Annotated in this window: 21 protein-coding genes; 8 read left to right on the plus strand and 13 right to left on the minus strand. The window is 35.1% G+C overall.

Annotation, left to right across the window (positions count from 1 at the left end; all coding sequences use genetic code 11):
* The 12 genes from IPJ53_05905 to IPJ53_05960 all read right to left on the minus strand — a co-directional run bounded on the left by IPJ53_05905 (position 1) and on the right by IPJ53_05960 (position 16,756).
* The gene (locus IPJ53_05905; protein ID MBK7798622.1) at positions 1 to 1,053 is read right to left on the minus strand and encodes an NAD-dependent epimerase/dehydratase family protein; all 1,053 of its coding nucleotides are present in this window, start codon (positions 1,051 to 1,053) and stop codon (positions 1 to 3) included.
* Positions 1,053 to 2,003, minus strand: a complete 951-nt coding sequence (locus IPJ53_05910; protein MBK7798623.1) for an NAD-dependent epimerase/dehydratase family protein — start codon at positions 2,001 to 2,003, stop codon at positions 1,053 to 1,055. The genes IPJ53_05905 and IPJ53_05910 overlap by 1 nt, the downstream gene beginning before the upstream one ends.
* Before the next feature lie 37 nt (positions 2,004 to 2,040).
* Positions 2,041 to 3,948, minus strand: a complete 1,908-nt coding sequence (gene asnB, locus IPJ53_05915) for an asparagine synthase (glutamine-hydrolyzing) (GenBank protein ID MBK7798624.1) — start codon at positions 3,946 to 3,948, stop codon at positions 2,041 to 2,043.
* 102 nt (positions 3,949 to 4,050) lie between these two features.
* Entirely contained in the window at positions 4,051 to 5,358 is a 1,308-nt protein-coding gene (locus tag IPJ53_05920) for a hypothetical protein (GenBank protein MBK7798625.1), read from the minus strand.
* 58 nt (positions 5,359 to 5,416) lie between these two features.
* The gene (locus tag IPJ53_05925; GenBank protein ID MBK7798626.1) at positions 5,417 to 6,682 is read right to left on the minus strand and encodes a hypothetical protein; all 1,266 of its coding nucleotides are present in this window, start codon (positions 6,680 to 6,682) and stop codon (positions 5,417 to 5,419) included.
* Positions 6,683 to 6,921: 239 nt separating this feature from the next.
* Positions 6,922 to 7,278, minus strand: coding sequence for a glycosyltransferase family 2 protein (locus IPJ53_05930; GenBank protein MBK7798627.1), 357 nt, complete (start codon positions 7,276 to 7,278; stop codon positions 6,922 to 6,924).
* A gap of 15 nt (positions 7,279 to 7,293) precedes the next feature.
* A complete protein-coding gene (wecB, locus tag IPJ53_05935; protein ID MBK7798628.1) occupies positions 7,294 to 8,325 on the minus strand; it encodes a UDP-N-acetylglucosamine 2-epimerase (non-hydrolyzing) in 1,032 nt (343 codons plus the stop codon).
* A gap of 164 nt (positions 8,326 to 8,489) precedes the next feature.
* Positions 8,490 to 10,013, minus strand: coding sequence for a polysaccharide biosynthesis C-terminal domain-containing protein (locus IPJ53_05940; protein MBK7798629.1), 1,524 nt, complete (start codon positions 10,011 to 10,013; stop codon positions 8,490 to 8,492).
* 58 nt (positions 10,014 to 10,071) lie between these two features.
* Positions 10,072 to 12,555, minus strand: coding sequence for a YfhO family protein (locus IPJ53_05945; GenBank protein ID MBK7798630.1), 2,484 nt, complete (start codon positions 12,553 to 12,555; stop codon positions 10,072 to 10,074).
* 131 nt (positions 12,556 to 12,686) lie between these two features.
* Positions 12,687 to 14,576 (minus strand): T9SS type A sorting domain-containing protein, encoded by a 1,890-nt coding sequence (locus tag IPJ53_05950; protein ID MBK7798631.1) that lies wholly within the window; start codon positions 14,574 to 14,576, stop codon positions 12,687 to 12,689.
* A gap of 162 nt (positions 14,577 to 14,738) precedes the next feature.
* Complete coding sequence (locus IPJ53_05955) at positions 14,739 to 15,932, minus strand: hypothetical protein (protein MBK7798632.1); 1,194 nt, start codon at positions 15,930 to 15,932, stop codon at positions 14,739 to 14,741.
* Positions 15,933 to 15,982: 50 nt separating this feature from the next.
* A complete protein-coding gene (locus tag IPJ53_05960; protein MBK7798633.1) occupies positions 15,983 to 16,756 on the minus strand; it encodes a hypothetical protein in 774 nt (257 codons plus the stop codon).
* Positions 16,757 to 16,987: 231 nt separating this feature from the next.
* Between IPJ53_05960 and IPJ53_05965 the strand changes: the two genes are divergently transcribed.
* Genes IPJ53_05965 through IPJ53_05975 form a run of 3 tightly spaced genes read left to right on the plus strand, consistent with a single transcriptional unit; the run spans position 16,988 to position 21,757 of the window.
* Positions 16,988 to 17,941 (plus strand): SDR family oxidoreductase, encoded by a 954-nt coding sequence (locus IPJ53_05965; protein MBK7798634.1) that lies wholly within the window; start codon positions 16,988 to 16,990, stop codon positions 17,939 to 17,941.
* Positions 17,942 to 17,947: 6 nt separating this feature from the next.
* Positions 17,948 to 19,003, plus strand: a complete 1,056-nt coding sequence (gene rfbB / locus IPJ53_05970; GenBank protein ID MBK7798635.1) for a dTDP-glucose 4,6-dehydratase — start codon at positions 17,948 to 17,950, stop codon at positions 19,001 to 19,003.
* A gap of 6 nt (positions 19,004 to 19,009) precedes the next feature.
* A complete protein-coding gene (locus tag IPJ53_05975; GenBank protein MBK7798636.1) occupies positions 19,010 to 21,757 on the plus strand; it encodes an SLBB domain-containing protein in 2,748 nt (915 codons plus the stop codon).
* Positions 21,758 to 21,786: 29 nt separating this feature from the next.
* Here IPJ53_05975 and IPJ53_05980 read toward each other — a convergent pair whose 3' ends face one another.
* Positions 21,787 to 22,284 (minus strand): hypothetical protein, encoded by a 498-nt coding sequence (locus IPJ53_05980; GenBank protein ID MBK7798637.1) that lies wholly within the window; start codon positions 22,282 to 22,284, stop codon positions 21,787 to 21,789.
* A 154-nt stretch (positions 22,285 to 22,438) separates the two neighbouring features.
* On the opposite strand from IPJ53_05980, the gene IPJ53_05985 reads away from it, so the two are divergent.
* From IPJ53_05985 to IPJ53_06005, 5 genes are all read left to right on the plus strand, one after another.
* Positions 22,439 to 22,771: a PadR family transcriptional regulator gene (locus IPJ53_05985; GenBank protein ID MBK7798638.1), complete on the plus strand. Its 333-nt coding sequence runs from the start codon at positions 22,439 to 22,441 to the stop codon at positions 22,769 to 22,771.
* Between the two features lie 3 nt (positions 22,772 to 22,774).
* Positions 22,775 to 23,431, plus strand: coding sequence for a PspC domain-containing protein (locus IPJ53_05990; protein MBK7798639.1), 657 nt, complete (start codon positions 22,775 to 22,777; stop codon positions 23,429 to 23,431).
* Between the two features lie 151 nt (positions 23,432 to 23,582).
* The gene (locus tag IPJ53_05995; GenBank protein ID MBK7798640.1) at positions 23,583 to 24,194 is read left to right on the plus strand and encodes a TIGR04282 family arsenosugar biosynthesis glycosyltransferase; all 612 of its coding nucleotides are present in this window, start codon (positions 23,583 to 23,585) and stop codon (positions 24,192 to 24,194) included.
* A gap of 195 nt (positions 24,195 to 24,389) precedes the next feature.
* On the plus strand, positions 24,390 to 25,076 hold the full coding sequence (locus tag IPJ53_06000) for a MotA/TolQ/ExbB proton channel family protein (protein MBK7798641.1): 687 nt from the start codon (positions 24,390 to 24,392) through the stop codon (positions 25,074 to 25,076).
* Between the two features lie 22 nt (positions 25,077 to 25,098).
* On the plus strand, positions 25,099 to 25,497 hold the full coding sequence (locus tag IPJ53_06005; protein MBK7798642.1) for a biopolymer transporter ExbD: 399 nt from the start codon (positions 25,099 to 25,101) through the stop codon (positions 25,495 to 25,497).
* The last annotated feature ends 49 nt before the right edge of the window (positions 25,498 to 25,546 follow it).

Below are 25,546 nucleotides of genomic sequence, written 5' to 3' on the forward strand. Positions count from 1 at the left end.
TTAAACCATCAGCTTATCCTGGTGCTTTAAGATACAAGATTCAATTAAAGGAAGGTTTTCAGTGGTCCATTCGACTGTCCTCCTTAATCCTTCTTCAATTTGAATCACTGCTTCAAAACCTATTTTTTCCTGAGCCTTTGCAGTACTCCCAAATCTCTTTATAGAGGTGTCCCAATCTCTTTTTGGAAGAATTTCCAGTTTTGATTGGCTACCAGTAATCTTCATGATTAATTCAGCCAACTCTCGAATGGTGGTCTCTCGACCACTGGCAAGATTGTAAACATCACCAGGTTGTCCCTTCGCAGCACAGGCCATTAAACCTCTTGCAATGTCATCCACAAAAATAAAGTCTCTGGAACCACTTCCGGCATTTTCTAATTGTAATGACATGCCTTTGATAGCTTTATATATAAATGTAGGTGTTACATTTCTCCAAACAGTGGCAGGAGTGCCTCTCCATTCACCAGCACCCAATATTTCTCCTGGACCATATACGTTTTGAAAGCGAGCTCTCACAGTAGGCAGTTTATGTTGCTTATGGTAGTATACAGCATAAAACTCACCCACGATTTTAGAAATAGAATAAGGGCTGTCCATCACAAGTGACACATGATCATCTTCAACAGTTGCCTCTGCAGTAGTTACTGATTTTTCCGCAACAGCACAGCCGGCGGCCGAATAAACTATCTTTTTTAAATTTGAATCATTTTTAAATTTATCAAAAAGTTTGATCGATGTTATAAGATTATTGTCATGATCCGCTATTGGGTCGTGAATCGAGCTTTGATTTCCATGATAGGTGGCAAGGTGAAATATATATTCGGGCCGTACTTTGTAAATTTGTTCAAGTACATCATCATTGGCAATAGACGACCTTATAAATTCAACCTTGGGTATTCCTTTTATATTTATTTCTTCTGAAGATAGCAGATTGTCGACAACAAATATCCTTGCCGGATTTTGTAAGGATAGCTTTTTAACTAAATTGCTGCCAACAAAACCAGCGCCACCCGAAACAACAATTGTTTTACCTAAAAAAAAATCTTCTTCCATTAATCCATTTTTTTAAGATGGGTAAATGTTTGTTCGATTCCAAAGTCTTTATAATATTGAATGGCGTTAGCTACTCCAACCTCTAGCAATGTTTTAGCTTTCCAATTGAAATGCGCCTCAGTTTTAGATGGGTCTATGAGTATAGTAAATACATCATCCTCTCCTCTTTCTCTAACTTCAACTTCATTATCCAGTTTAATGTCCAACGCTTTTACAGTTGCATCAAATAGCTCTTTAATAGAATAATCTGAACCGGTAGAAATATGATAATACCCCTTCTCTCCTAATCCTTCAAGGGCTTTTTCGACAACATCCACCAAGTCATCTATGTAAATAAAATCTCTTCTGGTGTCCATTACAAAACATGCCTTGCCAGCAGTAAGTCGTTGAAAAAACGTAGGTAAAGGTCCACTGATGTTTCGCGGGCCATAAGCATTGGCGAGTCTAAAAGATAAAAATTCTATTCCACTTAGCTCAATGTACTGTTCTCCGCCGGTCTTGCTGATTGCATAACTGCTTCCCCCTGGATAATCTCCAGAAAACAAGGGATGTTTTAAGGTGATCGGCTGCTCAAGTGGTTTCAATCCATAACAAAGAGAAGTTTGAAAATAAATGAATCTTCCAACACCTACTCTTTTTGCAGCATTTACTACGTGAATCGTGCCAAGTATATTTGTGTTTACATCCTCTATCCAATTATTTGGATCTTTATAGGCAGCCGCGGCATGAACAACTAAATTTGGTTTAAATTCATCAAAACATTTATTTACCAATACTTCATCTGCTATGCTGCCTTCGATTATTGTTAGATTGGCGTGAGGTTTTAAATTATCCCTTCTACCTGTCTGATAATTATCTATTACTAAGATTTGGTCACCTTTTGCCAATAAACGATCAGCTAAATGGGATCCCACAAATCCTGAACCACCTGTAATTAATATTTTTCTCATTTTACTTAATTTAACTATTTATGAATAAAATAAACGACTATTTGTTCAATAAATCTTTATCAAAAAACTCCTGATGCCAAATTTCAAGGCACAAAAATCCCCAAAGATTCCTTCCAAATTTGGATTCATTTTCAATTTTTTGAAGAACCTTTTTATTGTCAATAAAATCACGATTTAAGGCCTTGGTGGAATTGAAAGTATCAAAAATAAAATCTTTTACAGGACCTTTTCTTGACCACTCCACAAGCGGGGTTGGGAAACCCATTTTGTCTTTACGTTCAAGGATCTCCTTTGGAAGGTATTTGGTCACCATTTTTTTAAAGATATGCTTCATGTCCCCATTCTCAAATTTAATATTGGAGGGAATTGTAGCGGCTAATTCGACAATAGGGTGATCCAAAAGTGGAACTCTTGATTCAAGTCCATTTGCCATACTCATTCTGTCTTCTACTTGTAATAAGGCTGGCAGCAAGGTTTTGAAATCAAAATGAGTCATTTGATCAAAATAGGACTGCTTCCCTACATTGTCCCCTTCAAATATTTTTTTAAAAGATTCATAAGGACTGTATGCTCCCAAAAGATCCCACCTAATAGCATCTCCAAGTTGTGGGGCCCGGTTTATCAGTCTAAAGTATCTTTTGTCCCTTTCCTCAAACAAGCCTTCCTTCCAAAATTCAGTCAGCATTGGCTTATAATTCCTAAGCGAGATTAGATTTGGTATAATAGATTCATAGGTCACAATAAAATTGCCGGATTTATCAGTGCCTTCAATTGCCGCTTTAATGCATTGTTCAAAATAGGCAATAAGGTATCTGGTATATCCTCCAAAAATTTCATCGCCGCCTTGACCACCCAGGACCACTTTTCGATACTTGGAAGCAAGACCCGAAACCATGTATTGAGGGAAAGATCCCGGACCAGCTACAGGGTAATCAAGATGGTAGATCACCTTATTGATGGAATTGATAAAATCCTGATCAGTAATATCTATTTCGTGGAGCTGGAATCCTTTATTGTCGCACAACAATCTTGCATATGAACTTTCATCATAATCTTTACTGAATGAAAATTTTCCAGTAAAGCCAAGAAAATTTTCACCTTCAAGATCAGATGCAATCGAAGCAATTGCGCTGGAATCCAATCCACCACTTACATATGCACCTACCGGGACATCAGACCTTAAATGATATTTAACAGAATCTTCTAATAAATCTCTAAGTCGTTCTTCAAAGTAATTAGATGTGTGTAAAAAATCTGGCACATAATGTACCTCCCAATATCTTTCTATACTCAAACCTTTGTCATTTAGTCTGAGTTTGTGTCCTGGCTGCAATTCTCTTATACCTTCAAAAAGCGTTTTGCCTTCCTGACAAAATTGAAAGGCAAGATAGTCTTTAAGTCCCTCCAGGTCAACTTTTTTGTCATTTAGATAGGGGAAAATCGCCTTGCATTCAGATCCAAAATAAAATCTACTTTCATTGTCATGAAAATAAAATGGTTTGATCCCAAATCTGTCTCGTGCGGCAAATAAAGTTTTGGTGTCAGCATCCCATATAACAAAGGCAAACATGCCCCTGAAATGTTCTACGCACCCTTCACCCCATTTTTGATAAGATGCCAGAATTACTTCAGTATCCGATTGTGTTTTAAATTGAAAGCAATCTTTTAGCTCATTCCTCAATTCCAGATAGTTGTAAATTTCACCATTATAAGTAATGGTAAATCGTCCACCAAGCGCTTGCATTGGCTGGTGACCCGTCTCCGAAGTATCAATTATTGATAATCTTCTGTGGCACATTCCAACTTTAAAATCCTGGCTCGTCCATATGCCTTCACCATCAGGCCCTCTGTGCTTGATAAGTTCGTGCATGGACTGCAATTCTTGCATAAAGGAATGGTCCTTTTTGAGAATTCGTTTTTGATAGATTCCTGCTATGCCACACATGGAATTGATGATCTGCTTTGAAAAACAATAATCGCCGCAAAGATGCTAATATTTGTTCATATTGCACAATGAGTATATATCTATATTCACTGAATTGGTGTTCTATCTAACAGAATTATGTCCAAAAATTTTAAGCTCTATTTTTTTAAACCAAAGTTTTTTATCCCAACCCCAAAACCAAACAACTTGCTTTAGCCATTCGGTCAGATGGGCTATTGCATATGCTTTGGGAGCAATTAAAAAAGAGTAACGTCGAAAGAATCTCAATCTGCTTATAGCTTGGTTATTTATTAAGTTTGAGTTAGTTTTCTGAATGTGTTCTTCAATATTTCTGTATACAAAATCTATAAATTTAGGGTAGGTGAACTCTTTAGATAAAACCAAATCAGTATAAGCCTTCTCAGCCAAATTCTCACAATATTCAACATCTGCTATTTTTTCAAGAACCTGACTCATGTTTGACCAATCTTTCATAATAGGGATATAATGTATCCAGGGAATGAGAATTCCATTATAATGCCCTTCAATTAACACCTGACAAGTTTTGCTCACTGCAGCTTCAAAATGCCTTGGAGAAATGGCAAAATATGGAAATTTACCATCCTGATTTTTAAAGCAATGTTCTTCAACATCTTCAAAGCTTAAATCTGATTTTTGGAGCATTAACTTTTCACAACAACTTCGGATGATTCCATCCGGATCATGGAGACTCGCTCCTCCTTCACAACCCAACATGGTTCTAGTATTGCCTACAAAAGAATACCACGCCTCTCCAAATAGAAAATCCTGGGGGTCATTTGAGAGATTTAGTTTAAAATTTGAACCTTCACAATATTTTTTGAATACTTCTGTAAGCCGCCATTTATAGGTTCCAAAAAAACCAAGATTATAAGGCATTTTCCTTGCTCTGTAAGCAATATCGTACCTTCTGGATTTGTGAGGAATGGCACTTTGACCATAATCATGAATCATTTGGTCATCAATGTACCCAGTTAGTACGGTGTGATAATATTCAATACCCGTTTTTTCTTTTGGATAAACAGTTTGAAATAATGACTCTGGCAAACAAGTAAAAATCTCTTTTACCCCAAATTCTTTAAAAAATTTACATAAGCTGGAGGTATTTACATACTCATCTTGCACAAGTGCAATTTTGTAGGCATCCATCCTTTTTAAAACACTCCAGCGAATAAATTCTGTATCAAATTTTTTATTAATGTTTGGCAGAAAAAAGGTAAAATGAAAAATCACGACATCAAACCCACATTCAAGTACGATTTCAGGAATTCCATAAGCTATATTCCAATATTCTACCTTGTGGCGTTCTGTAATCCCAAATGCTTCAAGATGCCTTGAAATGGCTTTCCGTTGAGCTCGGGGTTTTTGATGGTAGAGGATTAAAATTGTCATTATAATATTTCTAACGTTTTACCATATGTACATGAGAAAATATATGAGTTAGATTCAATTAAACTTTTTTAATGAAAAATTCTAATAAACCATATTTAACTAAATTCATCTTTATATATCCTTTAGATAGAAGCATGAAGTACTTGAATGGACTACATAAGTAAGGGTGCTTTTCTCTTCTTTTGAGTTTAGACATTATTTTATTATTATTTTCTTCAGAAATTGTTTTTTTTATTGATAAAACAAAATCAAGTAAATTGTTAAGAAAGACTTTATAAGTTAAATTTCCAGGTATGATAATATCCTTGTATGCTTGTTCTGCAATTCTTTCACAATACTCAATATTTCCAATTTTTTCAATTACTTGATCAAGGTTAGAAAAATCTTTTTTTACTTCAATGTAATGTTTTTCTGGAATAAATATTCCAGCATATTTACCCTCCAAAAGCACTTGGCAAGTTTTAGTGATACAAGCCTCAAAATGTCTTGGTGACACTGTCGATAAATTAATGTTACCGTCTAAACCTGGAAAGCAAGCTTGCTCGCACATGCTGAATGTTGAATTTGGATTATTTTTTTCATAATTATTCACTGAAAGTCTAATCCTGCCTTCTGGATCTAATAGACTACTTCCACTCTCTACACCCAAAACACATCTGCAAGAAGCAAGAAATTTATACCATTTTTCACCAGTAATAACAGCTTTTGGGTCATTTGACAGGTCAAACCGTAAATCAGTCTTTATCTGATTAAACTTTTCAGTGATATACCATTTATAAAAACCTAATTTTCCTAACCAATATGGGTTTTTGCGGGCACGATATCCCAGGTCAATTTTTCTAAATTTATGCTCGCTGTTTTTATTTTTCCAATTAAGAACTGCTTCGTCGTCAACATAACCAGGGAGTACTGTCATATAATGTATAATTCCAGTTAAATCTTTTGGATATACTTTTTCATAATCTTCTGAAAAAAAACAAGTACAAAGGATATCAATTTTGTGACGTTTAAAAAAACTGCAAAGCAAATTTGAAAAAACATATTCATCTTGCGGCATTGCAATTTTAACTCCTTGAATTTTTGCTAATCTATCAATACTGGGATTAAACAGTTTCTTTTCTCCGTCGACCCATTTTAATCCCAAGAATGTGTAATGGTAAATAACTACATCGAATTTTAAGTTTTCAATCCAAATTGGAATACCCCAAGCTATATTTAAATAATAAACTGGGCATGAAAGATATTTTTCAAAGGATTTAATATTTTCAATTATAGTTTTTCTAGGATTTAATTCCCAATTATAATAAATTACTAGAATTTTCATTTATTGCAAAAAGTAATACTCATCAATTTTAATAAGTAAATTCAACGTAAATATATAAAATATAAATCTTTAAATAAAGAATATTGAACTTTTATGAATTATAGAAACATAAATTCATAGGTAATTTAATAAATCTGAAATATTGAAACTATGGCGTGAAGTTCCTAAATTGACTGTAAATCAACATTCAATTCAAGAAACATTATTATCCATATAATATGATATTTATTCTAAGTGTATTAACCAAAGCATGCTCCTAAAAAAATATTTATTTGCAGTATTTTATTTGCTACTTCTAAGGCACTAGGAAGCAAGGTAACTTTGTCTGTTAATACTGTTACATAGTCGCCTTTTGCCAACTTTATTGCAAATGAAAAATTGTCAGCCATTGCTAAATGACCTCCAGTCCAAAAGTACTTAAATCTTGGATCGTTGAGAAATTCGGAATAAACTGGTTTTGCTGATTGGTATTGGCTATTATCAGAAATGATTACCTCAAAATTTTCAAAGGTTTGTAGTTTAGCTGATTTCAAGCAATAGTATAAATAATCAGGTCTATCTTTTGTTGGATATACAATACTAAATTTGGGATTCATTTTTAGTGCAAAAGATTAATTGATTATCCTATCCAATATTTGTTGACTCGCATACCCGTTCCCGTAAAGATTGTGGGTGTAATTTCCACAAGAGTTGGCAAGAATCATTTTGATATTTTCTAAATCCTCCCAGACCAAAGTATTCCAACCACCTTTCAATGTTTCAATCCATTCTGTTTCACTTCGAACAGTAATGCATTTTTTCTTGAGTATATAGGCCTCTTTTTGAATTCCGCCACTGTCAGTAATAACCGCAACTGATTGATTCATTGCGTTTAAATTGTCAAAATAAGATAAGGGGTCATTGAATTGTATATTAATAAAATTTTTATCTGATAATCCGGATTTTATCTTTTGTTGTGTTCTTGGATGAACATAAAAGTGAACAGGGGTTTCTAATTGGTTCAGCGCTTCTAAAATTGAATTTAAACGAGGTAATTCATCTGTATTATAAGGTCTGTGCAAAGTTACATATATATAGTTGGATTGCACGTCCTGTATGATATTGTTCTCTTTGGCTATTCTTATCATATCGCACATAACATCACCGGTATTGAATACACCTTGTATTATTCCTTCTTTTTTCAAATTTTCTGTGGCTGAATCACTTGGTACAAACAGAAGACTGGCTACATGGTCTGTTAACACCCGGTTGATTTCTTCTGGCATATTGCGATTATAACTTCTTAATCCAGCTTCGACATGTATAACAGGTATTTTAAGTTTTGAAGCTACCAAGGCTCCTGCAAGTGTGGAATTAGTATCTCCATAAACCAATACCATATCCGGGTTTTCTTTTAAAACAATTCGTTCAATTTCAATCATCATCCTTCCGGTCATGTCCCCGTGATTGCCACCACCGGCATTTAACTGGTAATCAGGCTTTTTCATCCCTAGTTCATCAAAAAAAATCTGACTCATTTTGTAATCATAATGTTGACCAGTATGAACGGTAACCAGGTTCGCCAATCCCTGGGACGCCAATTCAATGGGGGCATGCTTAATAAACTGGGGTCTGGCTCCGATAATTGAGATAATTTTTTTCATGCATTTTTTAATTCCTGAGTTTCCTTAATCTTCATTGCTTCTATCTATCTTTGAAATATTGTGAAATTATCCAATAAATCAATTTATTGCAAAATTATAAATTATTCGAGCCTACTCAAAAATTATATCTTGAGAATTGGAAACATTTCAGATAATTTTATTTTCTATTGATTTTGAGTGAATTTAAGAATTTTATTTGATATCATATTAAATAAATTTATAATATCTTTCGAGGGCTTTAAAATTGAAATGCTGATCACAAAAATTAAAGTCCATACAATTCCTTTTACCAAAATATTTAGAACCGCTGAACTGTGTAAATGGTGTAAGACTTTTATATTAATTATATCTGCCGTGAAATAACAAATTGATGCTGTTAGCACAACACTTAATACGGCAACTAAAGTCGATTTGGTAAAAGGTTGTAGGCCAAATTTTATTCTTATAAAATAATATCGGGCAGTGTTAAATAAAATTAGACTTAGCAAACCTGAAACAGCTACTCCGAATATTCCGAATCGACTAATAAAAAAGTAGTTTGAGAATATACAGAAAATTGAAATTACCATCAAACTATAAAAGTTGAACAAATAGTGCTTTGAATAGGCGATAATTTCAGAATTACATCCCGTAATCATGTCAATTATTCTCCCGAATCCAAAGAACATTATAATGTAAAAGGCCTTATCATATCCTTGGTTTTGTGGTAAAAATTGTATAAAATCATCAAAACAATATATGATCCCACCAAATATAAATGAACCTATCAGAAAATTATTTAAGGAAGTTTGCTTATAATATCTATCCACAGACTCCCAATCTTTGTGTCGGATAGCCCTGGATAAAAGGGGCATTACTACTGCAAGAATGGAATTGTATGGAACAGACATAATTCCTATAATGTAGTAACCAATGTTAAATATCGCAACATCATGTTGACCATTGATTGCACCCAACATAAGTGTATCTATGTAACTTATAATTGTGGAAAATGAGTTTCCCAATATTCCGATTAGACCAAAAATTAATATCTTTTTGTAAAGTCTCTTTGTAAGGGTACTGATTGTAAAACTAATCTTAAGTTTGTCTAGATAAATGATATAAGCCCAAACCAACGCTGCAGAAAGTCCGACCAAAACAGTAAAGCTTATAAAGTATGTTGAAAAATCAATCAGTTTGTAACCATAACAAAGTATCAATACCGTGTTCCCTAACCTGGGGACTAATTCATTTACAGTTCTGGGTATAACTGTTTTTAAATGTACGGCACAATAATGTCCTCCCAAACTCGCCAATAGAGTAAAAAAAGTAGTAGAGTAAATTAGAAATCCAAATTGTTTTAAAGGAGGACATTTTGAATAAAAAGTACCAAATAGTTGTTCTTCAAAAATAAAACTAATGGAACTAACAACCAAGAATCCCCCAAGCGGTATAGCTAAGACAAGAATAAGGAAATCTTTAGCCTTTTGTCTTTGATACAATGAAAAGAATCGATAAATAATATTTGTAGCTCCAAGATCAGAAAATTGGGTAAGCACCAATGCCAGAACAATTATTGTTCTTGTCATTCCAATTTCTTCACCGCTAAAATATTGTGGCATTAAGATGATCAGGTTAAAGTAACCAATCACCATCGAAATATAAATGAAGAATGTAGAACGTATACTTTGTGATCTTATAATTCCCACTTTATGCTAATTGTTATAAGTGGTTATATTCTCAAATTAATAATTTAGCCATTTTATATTATTCTGTTAAGGTTAAATTAGATTTCTTGTACATATTCCAAAATGAAAATAATAAAAGTAATATTAGTACGGAGGAACAGCAATAACTAATGATTTCACCTGTATAAAATGCCTTTGGTTTGAATTCCAATACTAATTCACTTTTACCAGAGGACACTTGAACGCCACGCAAGGCATAATTTACTCTAAACAATTCAATTTCTTTCTCATTAAGTTTTGCCGTCCAACCAAGATTAGGGCCATACCATATTTCTGACAACACGGCCAATTGATCCGAATTTGTTTCAACCTGATATTTAATTTTATTTGGTTCGTAGCTGATTAACTGAATGGTTCCATTTCCATCTCCTGCCTGATTTATTTTATCCTTCCATTCATTATGTAAGATGGCAGTCTGTTTTAAATCCCTTTTCATAAGGAGGTTTATTTCTTCATCAGCATTGTCAACCCACTCAATATTCTTAACAAACCAGGCTGCTCCATTTGCTGATGGATTGGGAAGCACAACCTCTTTCCCCTTTTCTCCGTAAATTAGGTATTTTGTGTTCAGCATATTTAATACCTGCAGTTGATTCATATTGGAAATAAAATTGCTATCAGAAATATTTCCATTAAAGGTTTGTAGAATTGACTGCATCTTATTCCGTTCTTCATCAATACAACGGTCAATTAGATCTTGATACCTCCTCAATTTTGCGGGATGATAACCACCTATCGTGTGGTGAAAATAGGATGGGAAAGAATTATTATAAGTATCGATTGAATTATCCAGAACTCTGTATCCTGGATTTTTGTCTGCCAGGATTTGTTTGTCTACCTCCCTTGGTTCAAAAATTGAAGATTTAATATTTTGTTTAACAAAATCTCCTTGTGTAATGTATCTGCTGTTGATGGAAAACAAATCAAATAAGGAGATTGCGGCAATGATTGCAACGAAAACATATTTATTTATTTTCTGAATATTATAAAAATAAACGGCACCTCCTGCTAATATGATTAAAACCAATGCTCTTAAAGCATCTCCGGTCATCATAGCTTCTCGAAGTTGAACTATTATTTTTATTTCTTCACCGGTTTGTCCTTTACTGAGATCAAAAGATCCTGGCCCCATGAGCCAGAAAAAAATACAAAATACAGAGAGTATACCAGTAGTGTAATACAATGATTTCTTTAATGCCTTGACTTCAAAACTGTCACTAAAAATTTTTCCTATCGTATAGACTCCAAAAACAGTACAGTATATTGATGCAATACTGAGGACAGAACTTGGTGCTCTGAATTTATTGTAGTAGGGCAAGTAGTCAAAGAGAATTCTATTGAGAATTTCAAAGTTTTTCCCTAGAGATAAAAGACAAAGAAGAGGTAAACTCAAGGCAAACCACCATTTTGTTTTACCAGGAATTAGGAAGCATCCCAATATAAAAAAGAAGACTAAAACAATTCCAAAATAAAAGGGTCCTCCCGTAAATGGTAATGACCCCCAATAAGTCGGAACACGAGTATTTGTATTGACCGGGATACGCAAATTTTTAAGTTCTGATTTAAGTGCGCTGTTATTTACCGCTCTTTCTCCATTTGCTCCACCTGCAACTCCAGGAATTAAGGTGGCGCATAAATCTACCCATCCATTGCTCCAGTTCATGGCATAATCCCATTCAAGTCCATTTTTATTGCTTGATTCTCCTGAAGTATTTGAGCTGGAAAGTACGGACCCTCCTCTCATAGTTTGTTTAACATATTCTTGTGTCGTCCACATCATGGTGGCAGATGAACAAAGCCCCAAAAATGCAACAAGTCCAAGAAGAAAATTTGCCTTTAAAAAATTAACCCAGTCTCCCGATTTTATACGCTCTATAAGATATATTATAAACAAAGGGACAGCTCCAAGTAGAATGTAATAACTCATTTGAACATGGTTGTTCATAACCTGAAGTGCAAATCCAAATCCAAAAACTGTTAATCCCAAAAGCAACTTTTTATGGTAGACAAGCCAAATTCCTGCTAATGTGAGTCCTGCATATGCCATGACTAATAATTTAGTCATATGGCCTGCCTCCAGTAATAACATATTTCCAGTGGAAAGTGCAACTAATATTCCTCCCAAAGCAGCAATGTAAAGTTGAACTCCAAAAAGCAATAGAGCTAAGTAGGTAAATAACATAATTCCAAAAAATGTATTTACCGGTGATTTTGCCAAACTATAGGGTATGTTTTGGATGTAGCGCAATAAATTACCCTGCATTGGCATTGCGGTTTGATACATTGGCATTCCTCCAAACATACTGTTAGACCATAAAGCAACATCATCATGGGTTTTATTATATTCTATTCCCTCATGTGCCATGGCCTCCCATGACTGGATATCACCTTGTTGTAAAACTTTTCCTTTAAATGCCGGGAGAAAATACAGCGCGGACACCACCCACAACCCAAAAATCATTAGGAAATGGGGAAGCAATTTCTTTAAATTGAATTTATTCATATATAAATATGTATTATATGTATAGACAAAAGTACAAACCTTTTTAAATTATAGCCAATTAATTTTCAATCGTTTAGCAAAAAAAAAAGCCCAACCATTTGGTCGGGCTTGTATTTGAAATTCAAATATTATCATTTAACAATTATAAACTTTTTGGTTTTAGTACCTTGGTCGGTGGAAACTCTGATGAAATACTCACCCGTAGCTAATCCATCAACTGGAATTTGAATGTTTTTTCTAATTATATTTTTATAAGGTAGAAAATTCAGCACCCTCCCGTTTAAATCGAATATTGTTAAATTGGCATTGGTTTCTTTCTCAAAATTTAATTCGAGATTCAATTGACTATTTTGAATTGGATTTGGATATACATTCAAAACATTTTCTGCCAAAGATATCTCGTCACTCTTGGTAAGAATGGTAATGTTTAATCTTAAAACAGGCGATTCATTTCCAGGCCATGATTCATACCAGACTCCAATATTGTCAATAACCGGTGAATTAAAAGGATGACCTCCGTAATTTTTTTCCAGACTTGATGCATGGTACCTCCAGGTATTAGGATCTGCACTTGCCTCATCCGGATGTTGAGCAACTAAGAAATATCTTTTATTGGGTTTTAAAACAACTTGGCCACCTGTCAAAACATCTGTCAATGGCTGGTTGAGAAGGGTATAGGAGGGTTGAGATCCTCCTTTAAAATTTTCTTCGGAAACAAGCTCTGTTGAAATCCCACTGACACCACCTACTTTTTCAAAATTTGAAAAATCAGACTTGACTTCGTCCTTCACTGAGAGAAGGTATATCTTCATATTGTAATTGTTCAAGGTAGCTAATCTATCATATGCCACCGCAAAATCTGCAGAAGTCGCTGCAAATTTATCAAATCCATTCCAACAATCAGAGGTATTGTATAGCGTCGCCAGAGAATAACTAATTCCTCCATTCGCTCGAATTCCACCCCTAGGTCTAGGCTCTCTTGCATATTGACTAACGGTTACTTCAAACGAATCAATTTTGGAATTATCTGCCGCATTGTACTCTGTTCCCTGTCCACCCGAAAATGACCATCGGATAAAGTATTTACCATAATCCAGCGCGTTAGGCACAAAATAATTTGGTGTAGAAACTGGAACATTATCATCTGCTAAAGCAAGGTTGGATACTATGGAACTGTCTTGAAATAAAATAGTCTGGCGGTCAACCCCAAGAACAGTCACTTTAAATTTTAAATCGCGCTGTACCATTCCACCTAAATTGCTAACATGAGCACTAAACCTAAAAGTATCGTTGCAAATTTGTGACTTTGGCTGAGCATAAGTAGATGGACTGTAAAAAACATCTTTAATGGCAAGATCCAAATCCGGTAAACTTACTAAGGTAACGTCATCAACCATCCAGAAATAGTAATCACCATCAAATACAAATCTAAATTGAACATCCTTCTTGCCTGCGGCAACACCGGAGATATCTATCACCTGTCTGTTACTCCTGGAAGTACCTGTTCCTTCAAGAATATTTTGATTTATTGGAAATATGTTCCAGGTCTTTCCACTGTCATTGCTGACCTCTAAAAAACATTCGGCAGCATAATTTTGAAAATATTGGTAAAAGGAAACTGCAACAGAAGATGTAAAACCTGAGCAATCTATTAACGGACTTACAAGCGCTCCACTATGAGGAGACGGGGCACTTCCCTGACCTTCATTATTCTCAATTCCACCATTATCAAGGAAATCAGAGTCAAAAATCATGGCACCATCTGCCTTGCTGGGAGATAGTATGCTCCCGGCTTCATTGGAATAGGCACCTTTTGAAACTCCGGTTGAAGTATAATTCCAAACTGCATTTCGAATGGAATCTGCTTTTGACGAACTTAATCCGACCGTACTCCAATTACCAAGACCATTTGAAAAAGTAGAATTGGGATCGTTTGGACCACCCCACAAGATAGTCTGTGCGTTGCCGGTATGTATTATCACTACCAGAAGGGCAACAATTTGTAAAAATTTATTACTCATTTTATAATTGATTGATGTTTAGCAAATAATGCCTAAAGATAGGGAATAATTTGGAATTCAATGGCCGTGAATCATAGGAATAAATAGTTGAAATAAATTCATAAAATGAACAAAATCAATCGTTTAGAAATCCATTTCAGAAGGTTTTGCGGTACTTGGGAGTTATTTTAAAAATTTATGTTGCTCAAGATAACTCATTATTCTTTCTGTTGAACCTTTTTGATTTTGAAGGAATTGCTGAATGTCAACCTTCCTTTCATCTTGCCATCCGGCTTCTTTGCATTTTAGGGCAATTTTTATAAGATCCTCCGCTTTTCGAATTTCAAATCCAAACTTTTGATCCATAAAAATTTGAGCTTCCCGGAATTTTTTATGTTGAGGGCCAAAGCAAACGGGCACCCCAAAAGCAATTGGTTCAAGAATATTGTGAATACCTTTACCAAATCCACCTCCCACGTATGCAAGTGTTGCTTTTCTGTATAAAGTTGCCAGGAGGCCAATAAAATCTATTACCAAAACTCTTGATACTTCCGATAGAGATTGTATTCCACCTGAATATAAATTGATTCCCGACCCAAAAAATGTTTTGCATTCATTGATGTGTGGGTCATCTACTTTGTGCGGAGCAATAATTATTTTCCAATTTTCAAATGCCGATGATTGAATTGCCTTTTTTAAGATTTCAAGGTCTTGTGTCCAACTACTTCCAATTACCAATATGGGACTCTCTCCGCAAAATTTATCAATGAATTCATTATGAAAAGATTCTTCCCCAAGGCTAATAATCCTATCAATGCGTCCATCCCCGGCCAATAAAATATTGTCAAATCCTTTTGATTTTAAAAAATCATAACTGTTTTGGTCTTGCACAGATAACAAACAAGCTTCACGTAAAATATTTAGAAATTTATTTGCCCATGATTTCCGTAAATAACTATTTTGATGCAAACTCATTGATACAAACGCAAAAGGAACAGACCTTCTTGAAAGTTCTTGAAGCGTATTAAACCAGAAGTCGTATTTGACAAATATTACAAGCAACGGATTTATTTTTTCAATGAATTCCTTGACATCATTTAAATTATCTGAAGGAAAATAACTTACGACATCTGCTTGCGGATAGTTTTTTCTAACATCATAACCTGAGGGTGAAAAAAAACTGAGCCAGATTAATTTGTCTGGATATTTAAATTTAATGTTATCAATTAAGGATCTTCCTTGTTCAAATTCACCTAATGAAGAACAGTGCACCCAAATATGTGGGGAGTCATTCGGATTTTGTTCAGCCAGCCATTTGCTGAAATTTTTCCTTCCTTCAATCCATTTTCTGGCATCTGGTCTGAACCAGGATGCCATTTTGATCAGATTAAAATAGAGCGATATTAATACTCTGTAAATGACCCACATTAATATTCAATTAAAGCTGAATCATCTTTAATGAAAAATGGAAGATACCAACCGAATTTAAAATTCAGCATAAAGTCATTCCTCCCTTTATTTAAAGTAGAGTTTTGTAAATCATAATTATAGCTTCGGCGGGTTTCAGTGAACCCAAGTATGGGTTCAAAGCCTGAATAAAAATTCACTCTTCCACTGTGACTTCTGAATTCGTAGCCAATAAAACCCAGCACACTAAAACCATTTGTCAGTCGATCAAGACCTTTTCGGAAGTCAGAATTTAATTGAGTTGCCGATCTTGCATCATCCTGTATTCTAATTCTGTGTTGCAAAAATCCAACACCCATCCTCCAGCTTAAACCATGGATGGCCACATCCTGATGACCCAAAGGCCAGATACTACCTGTATACAAATGTGTCCATGTGGCCCTCTCCTTTAGTTGTACATTATTTAATAATCCATCTTCTCCAATTACCTGTCCAAGATCTGAAGTGCGGTAAGGCGCTAGAACATCCTCGTTCACCGTATTTCCAAACGCAAATGAATATTTAAGACCAAATGACAATTTCCGTCCTGGAGGTGGTTCATAACTCAAACCACCACCAATGATTTGGTGAAAGCCGAATCGCTCTTTTAGCTCACCAAATGGAATGCCGGCACCAAGATTTAGATCTATAAAAATTCCTTTTTTGTCATTTGCAAAAGCCTTGCTCTGACCCCAAAGACAAACAAAAGAAAAAGAACAACAAAAAAAAGTAAGCAATGAATAATAATTCTTCATCCTTTTAACGATAAATGAAACGACAAGATAATGTTTTCTCAATTCCGGCCAAGACTTAAACGTTGGCAAATCCAATTTGTAATCTGCAAATTACATATAAAATAATTATATATAAAGATAATTGAAAAATAAAGAATAATAAATTATATATATTTTTAATATAATTAAATATATATATATTCTAATCTGATTATCAATAATTACATATTAAATATTAAATTTGCCTTTAATATGTATAAAGGAAGAGTATTAATTACAGGAGCAGCGGGATTCATTGGCTCTCATTTATGTGACAGGTTTTTAGCCGATGGTTACCAAGTGATTGGGATGGATAATCTGATTACAGGTAACCTGGCAAATATCGACCACCTCTTTAAATTGAAAGAGTTCGAGTTTTATCATCACGATGTAAGCAGATTTGTATTTGTTCCGGGCACTCTTGATTTCATTCTTCATTTTGCCTCTCCCGCTTCTCCCATTGATTACCTGAAAATGCCAATTCAAACCTTAAAAGTGGGTTCACTGGGAACGCACAATTTGTTGGGTTTGGCTAAAGAGAAAAAATCAAGAATCCTAATCGCTTCAACATCTGAGGTATACGGAGATCCTTTAGAGCATCCCCAAAGTGAGCAGTATTGGGGCAATGTTAACCCAATTGGTCCACGTGGTGTATATGATGAAGCAAAGAGATTTCAGGAAGCGATTACAATGGCCTACCACCGGTATCATAATTTGGAAACACGCATTGTTCGAATATTTAATACTTATGGGCCGAGAATGCGAAAAGAAGATGGACGAGTGCTTCCTGCATTCTTTTCTCAAGCGATTAGAGGAGAGGAACTTTCAGTTTTCGGAGATGGGTCACAGACCAGATCTTTTTGTTACGTCGATGATTTGGTTGAAGGTATTATTCGATTGCTGAATAGTAACTATTCTTTACCGGTGAATATTGGCAATCCTCAGGAAATAACTGTACTTGAATTTGCTAAAGAAATTATGGCATTAGTCAACAACCCTAAAGCAAGGATCGCTTACTATGAACTTCCGGTGGATGATCCTAAACAAAGACAACCCGATATTAGCTTAGCAAGGCAATTGTTGAATTGGGAACCAAAATTCAATAGAAACGAAGGTCTCAAATTGACTTATGAATATTTTAAAAAGATTGTCCAACAGGATACCTAAATTAACATGACCAACAGGAATATTTTGATCACAGGAGGTGCAGGATTCATTGGTTCGCATTTAGTGAGATCTTTGGTAACCAAATATCCATATTATCACATTATTAATCTGGATGCCCTCACTTATGCCGGAAATCTTACAAATCTTAAAGATGTTGCGGAGGCACCTAATTACAAATTTGTAAAGGGTGATATTAATGACCTTCCTTTTTTACAAAACTTATTCAAAGTTGAAGCCATTACCGATGTAATTCATCTCGCCGCAGAATCACATGTGGATAGGTCAATTGAAAATCCTACTTCTTTTGTAATGACAAATGTCATTGGAACAACTCATCTGTTAATCTCTGCAAAGGAATATTGGCAAGATGATTTATCAAAACATTTGTTTTACCACATATCCACAGATGAAGTGTACGGATCTTTAGGCGAACATGGTTATTTTACTGAATTAACCCCATACGATCCTCGGTCACCGTATTCAGCCTCCAAAGCTTCTTCTGATCATTTGGTGAGAGCTTTTAATCACACCTACGGATTGCGAACAATCATTTCAAATTGTTCCAACAATTATGGACCGAATCAATTTCCGGAAAAGTTGATCCCGCTCATGATCAACAACATTATTCATAGTAAACCTTTACCCGTTTATGGAAAAGGTGAAAATGTAAGAGATTGGTTGTGGGTGAAAGATCACATTGCTGCCATTGATAGAATTTTTCATCATGGTAAACCGGGCAATACTTATAACATCGGTGGAAATTCTGAAATGAAAAATATTGAACTGGTTTACCTATTGTGCGAAATTTTAGACAAAAAACTTTCAAGACCAGACGGAAGCTCAAAATTATTAATCCGTTTTGTTACTGATAGACCCGGACATGATAAAAGATATGCTATTGATGCCACAAAACTTAAGAATGAATTACAATGGAGTCCATCAATGAATATTAAAGACGGTTTGGAGATAACAGTTGATTGGTATTTGTCAAATGAAATTTGGCTTAATGAAGTTACCTCGGGCGCTTATAAGAACTATTATCAAAAACATTATTCAAAATAATCTAAAATGAAATTCAGACATTTTTGTTTAATGATTTCTGCCATGACATGTATTCTTTGTGTGCAGGGTCAAAATAAGCAGGCATTCCAAATTCAGGCGTTGAAGGAAATAGAATCTAGAGGTGTTACTGAAGAACAATTAAGAGAAAGACTTAATTCGCGAGGATTAGATTATGATGCACTATCTAAAATGAGTTTTGAAGAGATTGCAGTTTTTCAAAATGAAATTGAAGGAGTAGTTAAAGAACTAGAAGAAGAAAATAAGCAAAAAAATAGAAAGCTTAATGCACCCTCCGCAATAGATTACAATTCTCAAAATAATTTGCGTCCAACGGGATCAAAAACTAATAAAGAAAGTATCCCAATTAAAATTGCAGATCCCTTGGAAGATACGCTCTCAACCAAGACAGCTGATCATTTTTCAGCAATTAAAAAGGAAGTTTGGGGACATCAATTGTTAAAAAAACAAGACAGAGTTAAAAATGAGGTGGTTAGCCAAGGAAAGCCACCGGAAACTTATGTGCTGGGTGAAGGGGATAGGATAACTATTTCCATTTGGGGAAACAGTCAATTAAATGAAGTGTATGAAATTTCTAAACAGGGATATATCAATCCCCAAAGAATGCCTCGCATTTTTCTCAAAGGTTTGACTATAGCCAAAGCCAGACAGGTAACTTTAAATACATTTAAGAGATTTTATCAATTTAATTCCAATCAATTTGACTTTTCTCTTAATGAAAGCAGGGTTGTAAATATTAATATTGTTGGGGAAGTTGCAATTTCAGGTTCCTACCCAATTACAGCAACGAATACTGCCATTGATGCTTTAATAGCTGCAGGTGGAGTTTCAAGTATTGGTAGTGTTCGTAAAATCAAAATAATTAGTGCGGGTAAAGAGAAAATTTTAGATGTCTACAAGTACATACAAAATCCAATTTTGGAAAAAGATTTCTTCATGGAAAACAACGACTTTATTGTGGTTCCGGTTGCAGATAGGATCGTAACTATTGATGGTGGAGTGAAGAGAGCATCCCGTTATGAATTGATAGAAGGAGAAGAATTGAACAAATTACTTCAATTTGCAGGAGGATTGACAGAAGATGCAATCACCAGTGTTATTCAATTGGAACGAATCGAAAACGATAGGAGAATAATACTGGACATACCCTATCGGGAATTGCTTCAGAGTAAGGGTGATTTTAAACTTAAAAAAGGTGATTTTATAAAGGTTTTCACCATTAATACAGATTTGGAAGACTATGTTTTTACAAAAGGAGAAATTAGGGCACCTTCTTCTTACCGTTTTTATCAGGGAATGACCATTGCAGATCTTATTAAAAAAGTTGAATTTACCTCAAAATCCAACTTAAAAGATGCCTTTATTTTACGGAAAAATCCAGATCAGACTACCAATCTTATCAGAGTAAATCTTATTGATGTCAGAAAGGGTTCAGAATCTTCCAATATTTTGTTAAATTCTCAAGATGAGCTGGTTGTCTATAAATTGGCTGATTTTATGGACAGAAGTTATATTTCAGTAAGTGGCGCCGCTCGTCAACCGGGTAAATTTTTAGTGGATGCCAATGAAGAAATGAAATTAAAGGACCTTCTGCTTTTAGCTGGTGGACTCAGAACTGATGCATGGAAATTTGCATACCTGTTCAGGAAAAAACCTACAAACGGTAATGACCTTGAAGTAATTCGAATTGATATAGGTAGCCAACATACTGAGTTAAGAGAAGATCAGAACATAAGCATTAAGCCATTTGACAGTTTGTTAATTTTGTCGGAGAACGATTTCGGCAATGTAACTTATGTAGAAGTTAGTGGAGCAATCAATGCACCAGGAAGGTATCATTTTGCAGAAGGAATGACTGTCACGGATTTAATTTCGTTGGCAAATGGTTTTTCATTCTCTGCACTTTCTACCAATATTGATATTTTTAGGGTAGAAATATTGGATAACAAGCCTACGAAAACCATAGTTAAATCATACAATAGCCAAAAGAACCTTAAGGAAGCACTATCTTCTGATGCATTTCAATTGCAACCCTTTGATATAGTAGTAGTACGCAAACAACCTGACTTTGAAATGCAACAGCTCATAAGTCTGGAAGGTGAGGTTAAATATCCTGGGCTTTATGCATTGCTGAGTCCAAACGAAAAAATTTCCGATCTTATCAAAAGAGCAGGTGGACTGGGAATAGAAGCTTTCCCTGAGGGTGCGACCTTATACAGGGAGCAGGACGATATTGGATATATTGTAATAAATATGAAAGAAGCTTTGAGTTCAGATAATTCTCGTTATAATTTAATTTTGAAGGATAAAGATGTTCTTCACATCCCAAAAAAGAAAGATCTGGTTAGAATTTCCGGGGCTACTAATGCTGCCACGCTTTATCCAGAAAAATTACTGGCATCCAATAATTCAATCACTGTTGCTTTTCATAATGGACGACGTGCTAAATTTTATTTGAATCATTATGCGGCGGGAATAAATGAAAATGGAGATCAGAAAAAAGTAACAGTGGAACATGCTAATGGAAGAATTGAAAAGACCAGGAATTATTGGTTGTTTAAGAAATCTCCAAAGGTGTATAAAGGCTCAATTATTCATGTTGGATTAAAAGAACCAAAGATACCAAAGGTCAAAGTTGAAAAAAAGCAAGTAGACTGGAATAGAGTATTGGTCGATACACTCGCCCAGGTTACGGCTGTATTATCAATTGTCTTGCTTATACAAAATCTCAAGTAAATCTGGGTGGTTTGTTCAATTTGCACCAATTATTCTGCGTCCATTTGAATAAACTGGCCATTGGGCATCACTTCAATTATCCATTTTGAAGTTTCTTGTGGCCGAATGTCTTTGCCTTCTAAAAGTTGAACTCCCTCCACTATATATATAGTCTGTGGATCGTCAATATTGGCCATCCTTCTGATCACACGATCCTCTTCAGTGAAAAATCCCGCAATTTCAGCATCATCCTTCCAATGGCCGTTCTCATCAAAGCTGAATAATATAAAGGAATACCTCATCAATCTTGCCACCCAAAAAACTAAAATAAATCCTCCTGTTGGCGTTTTCCAATAGAATCCGGGTAATATTTCAGTAAATTCATCTATTTCAAATGCCAAATAGGGCATGAGCATCTCTTCCAATAGGGCAGCTGGTAATTGGTCATTTAACAATCCAAAATCATGTTCCGAACCTTCTTGTAAAGTAAAAGGTAAGCTGACCTCAGGAAAATACGCCAGCAATCTAGTAAATTGAGGATCCATCATTTGCAAAGATGCTTTTTATCTTATTTATTACCAAGATTTTGGCCAATTTGTCGATATAAATAGCCACTGAGTCGAATTTTTATGCAATTACAGGTACTTTGTTTTGCATAGTACTAAATGTTCTCATATCTTTGACTCATCAAATCCATATTCAATGAAACTTGAAAATACAATCGCACAAATGAAGAAGGGAGTTCTGGAAATGTGTATCCTTTCTATCATAAACAACAATGAATCTTACCCCTCGGACATTATCAATCAGTTAAAGAGGGGAGAGTTGATTGTTGTAGAAGGCACACTTTATCCATTACTTACCAGATTAAAAAATTTTGGTATGCTCGATTATTACTGGCAAGAATCAACTTCAGGTCCACCAAGGAAATATTATAAAATTACTGAACTTGGAAAGGAATCTCTAACTCAGTTAATCGAAAACTGGAATCAATTTGTAACAGGAGTCAATCAATCATTAAAAAACCAATTATAATCCATGAACAAAATTCTTCACATCAACGTCGGGGGTTATCCCTTTTCAATCGATGACATCGCTTATGAAAAGCTGGACATGTACCTTCTATCCTTGAGAAACCATTTTGAAAAATCTGAAGGTTGCAAAGAAATAATGCAAGATATTGAGTCGCGTATTGCAGAACTTTTTCTCGAAAAGCTTTCTGGTAGATCAATTATTTCACCTGAAATTGTGCTGCAAACCATTGAAATTATGGGTTCGCCAGAAGTCTTTGGGGCGGAGTGGGCTAATGATGAACAAGGGGATAAACAAGATAAAACTTCTGCTGAATGGGGCATTAAAACAGGAAAACGCCTCTTTCGGGATCCCTATGATTCAAAAATAGCCGGTGTTTGCAGTGGTTTAGCACATTATTTCGGCATCCAGGATGTTGTTTGGGTTAGAGTAGCATTTGCATTTGGAATCTTGGCAGGGGGATTTGCCATTCCATTATACCTTATCCTTTGGATTGCAACTTCAGAGGCAACCAGTCCTTCTGATAGGCTCGCGATGAAGGGGGAACCCATAAATGTTCAGAATATTGCCCGGAAGGTTGAAGAAGAAATTGATAATCTCACAGACAAATTTGAAAATTGGAATGAGAAAAGAAAATTTCGTAAAAAAAAATGGCGGCCTTGATCAAATCTGAGAGATGGCCCTCGCCGGTCGCTTGTAGCCGATAAATGTATAGGGTGTTTTGTTTTACAAAGCAGACTGCCTGCCTTTTCAAAGGAGGGCAGTTTTGCTTAAAATATTCTCACCATATCATCGTTTTTTTTGTTTCAATTATATGGCAAAGAAAAATGCATTAATTATTTTTATTAGAAATCCAGAGCTTTCAAAGGTTAAAACCAGGATTGCAGCAACTCATGGAAAAGAGTTGGCTCTCCAAATTTATCAGAGTCTTCTGGATATAACCTTGGCTTGCACCCAATCCTTGAAAGTTGATAAATATCTTTATTACAGTGAATCAATAATACAGGATAAATGGGATGATTCTGTTTATTTTAAAAGAGTTCAATCAGGGGGTGACCTTGGAGAAAGAATGAAGAATGCGCTTGCCGAAATTTTGGAAGAATATGACCATGCACTTATAATTGGGAGCGATTGTCCTTATCTCACCCCATCAATCATCACCAACGCTTTTGCCGAATTAGAAAAAAAGAGTGTCGTCATTGGGCCAGCTTTTGACGGTGGTTATTATTTACTAGGGATGTCTCAACTCTTACCTGATTTATTTGAAAATATGCCCTGGAGTACAGATCAACTTACCACCGAAACACTAAAAAAATTAGAAAAAAAACATTTGCTCTATTCACTTTTGCCGGAATTGCACGACGTGGATGAATATTTTGATTGGGTAAATTATATCAACCAAACCAGCCTTCCAAGCGAACCATAAATTTGGTTTCGAACTAAATATTGCCAATGTACTAAGAGTTTAAAGGCAGTTATATCGTTAAGTGGCAGGAATTCAGAGATTGAACATCCTTTTTTTTCTCAAATATTAAAAAAACTTTACATTTGTACGGTTTTTGGGTTTCTACATACCAAATGATACCCCCAATTCCGTTAATACTAAAACTTAAGCAAAAATATGTTCTTCTTACAAGCTGCTGTTTCTGATTCTACTGCTGTAGCCAATGCTATGGCAAGTAAAAGTATTTTTGATATCATATTAAACAGTGGGCCTTTAGGGGTCACGATCATATCAATTCAGGTCCTACTATCTGTTGTGGCTCTTTACATTTTTATCGAAAGATGGCTTACAATAAAGGCCGTTGTAAAGGAAGATGAACGGGTTATGCAAAATCTTAGGTCAAATATTACAAGTGGTAACGTGGCTGCCATCCAGGGAATTTGTGCCAGTAGTGATACCCCACTTGCAAGAATGGTGGAAAAAGGTCTTCAGCGTTTGGGAAGACCAATGCCTGAAATTGAAAGTGCTATAGAAAATGTTGGAAGAGTAGAAACTTTTAGATTGGAAAAGAAAGTTAATTATCTATCATTGATTGCAAGATTGGCACCAATGTTTGGTTTTTTGGGAACCATCATGGGGGTTATAAAAATATTTTATGATATTTCCTTAACAGACAATCTATCAATAGGTATCATATCTGGCGGTTTGTACCAGAAAATGCTCACATCTGCGGGTGGTTTATTTGTGGGTATAGTTGCATTTGTTGGTTATTATTTTCTGACCATGATGTTGGACGAAGAAGTCAATAAATTAGAAAGAAGCAGCATCGAATTTATGGATATGTTGCATTCACCAGTAAAATAAGGACATCCTAAAAGCAAGCCATATGAATATCAGAGGTAGAAAACGAGAAGGTGCAGAGTTGAGTGTAGAATCACTTAATGATATTATGTTTTTTCTTCTCTTGTTTTTTCTCATAGTTTCAACGCTTGCCAATCCTAATGTCATTAAACTTATGCTCCCTTCCTCTAAGCAAAGTGAACAGACATCAAAAAAACCGATCAGCATCTCAGTAACAAAGGACCTACGCTACTATGTTGAGAAAAAAGAGGTGCCTTTTGAAGAGTTGGAACCAACACTTAAATCATTTATAGAAAAAGCACCTGATTTAACAGTGGTCTTACGTTTGGATCAGGGACTGATGGTGCAGGATATGGTGAACGTGCTGCAAATTGGGGTAAACCTCAAAGTGAAAATGGTCCTCGCCACTGAAAGGGTTAAATAGGTTTTACCAATTAAATAGAAAAACATTGATTTGAAGACCCAGACAATCA

The organism is Candidatus Vicinibacter affinis, from assembly GCA_016714365.1.
GTDB classification, from domain to species: domain Bacteria; phylum Bacteroidota; class Bacteroidia; order Chitinophagales; family Saprospiraceae; genus Vicinibacter; species Vicinibacter affinis.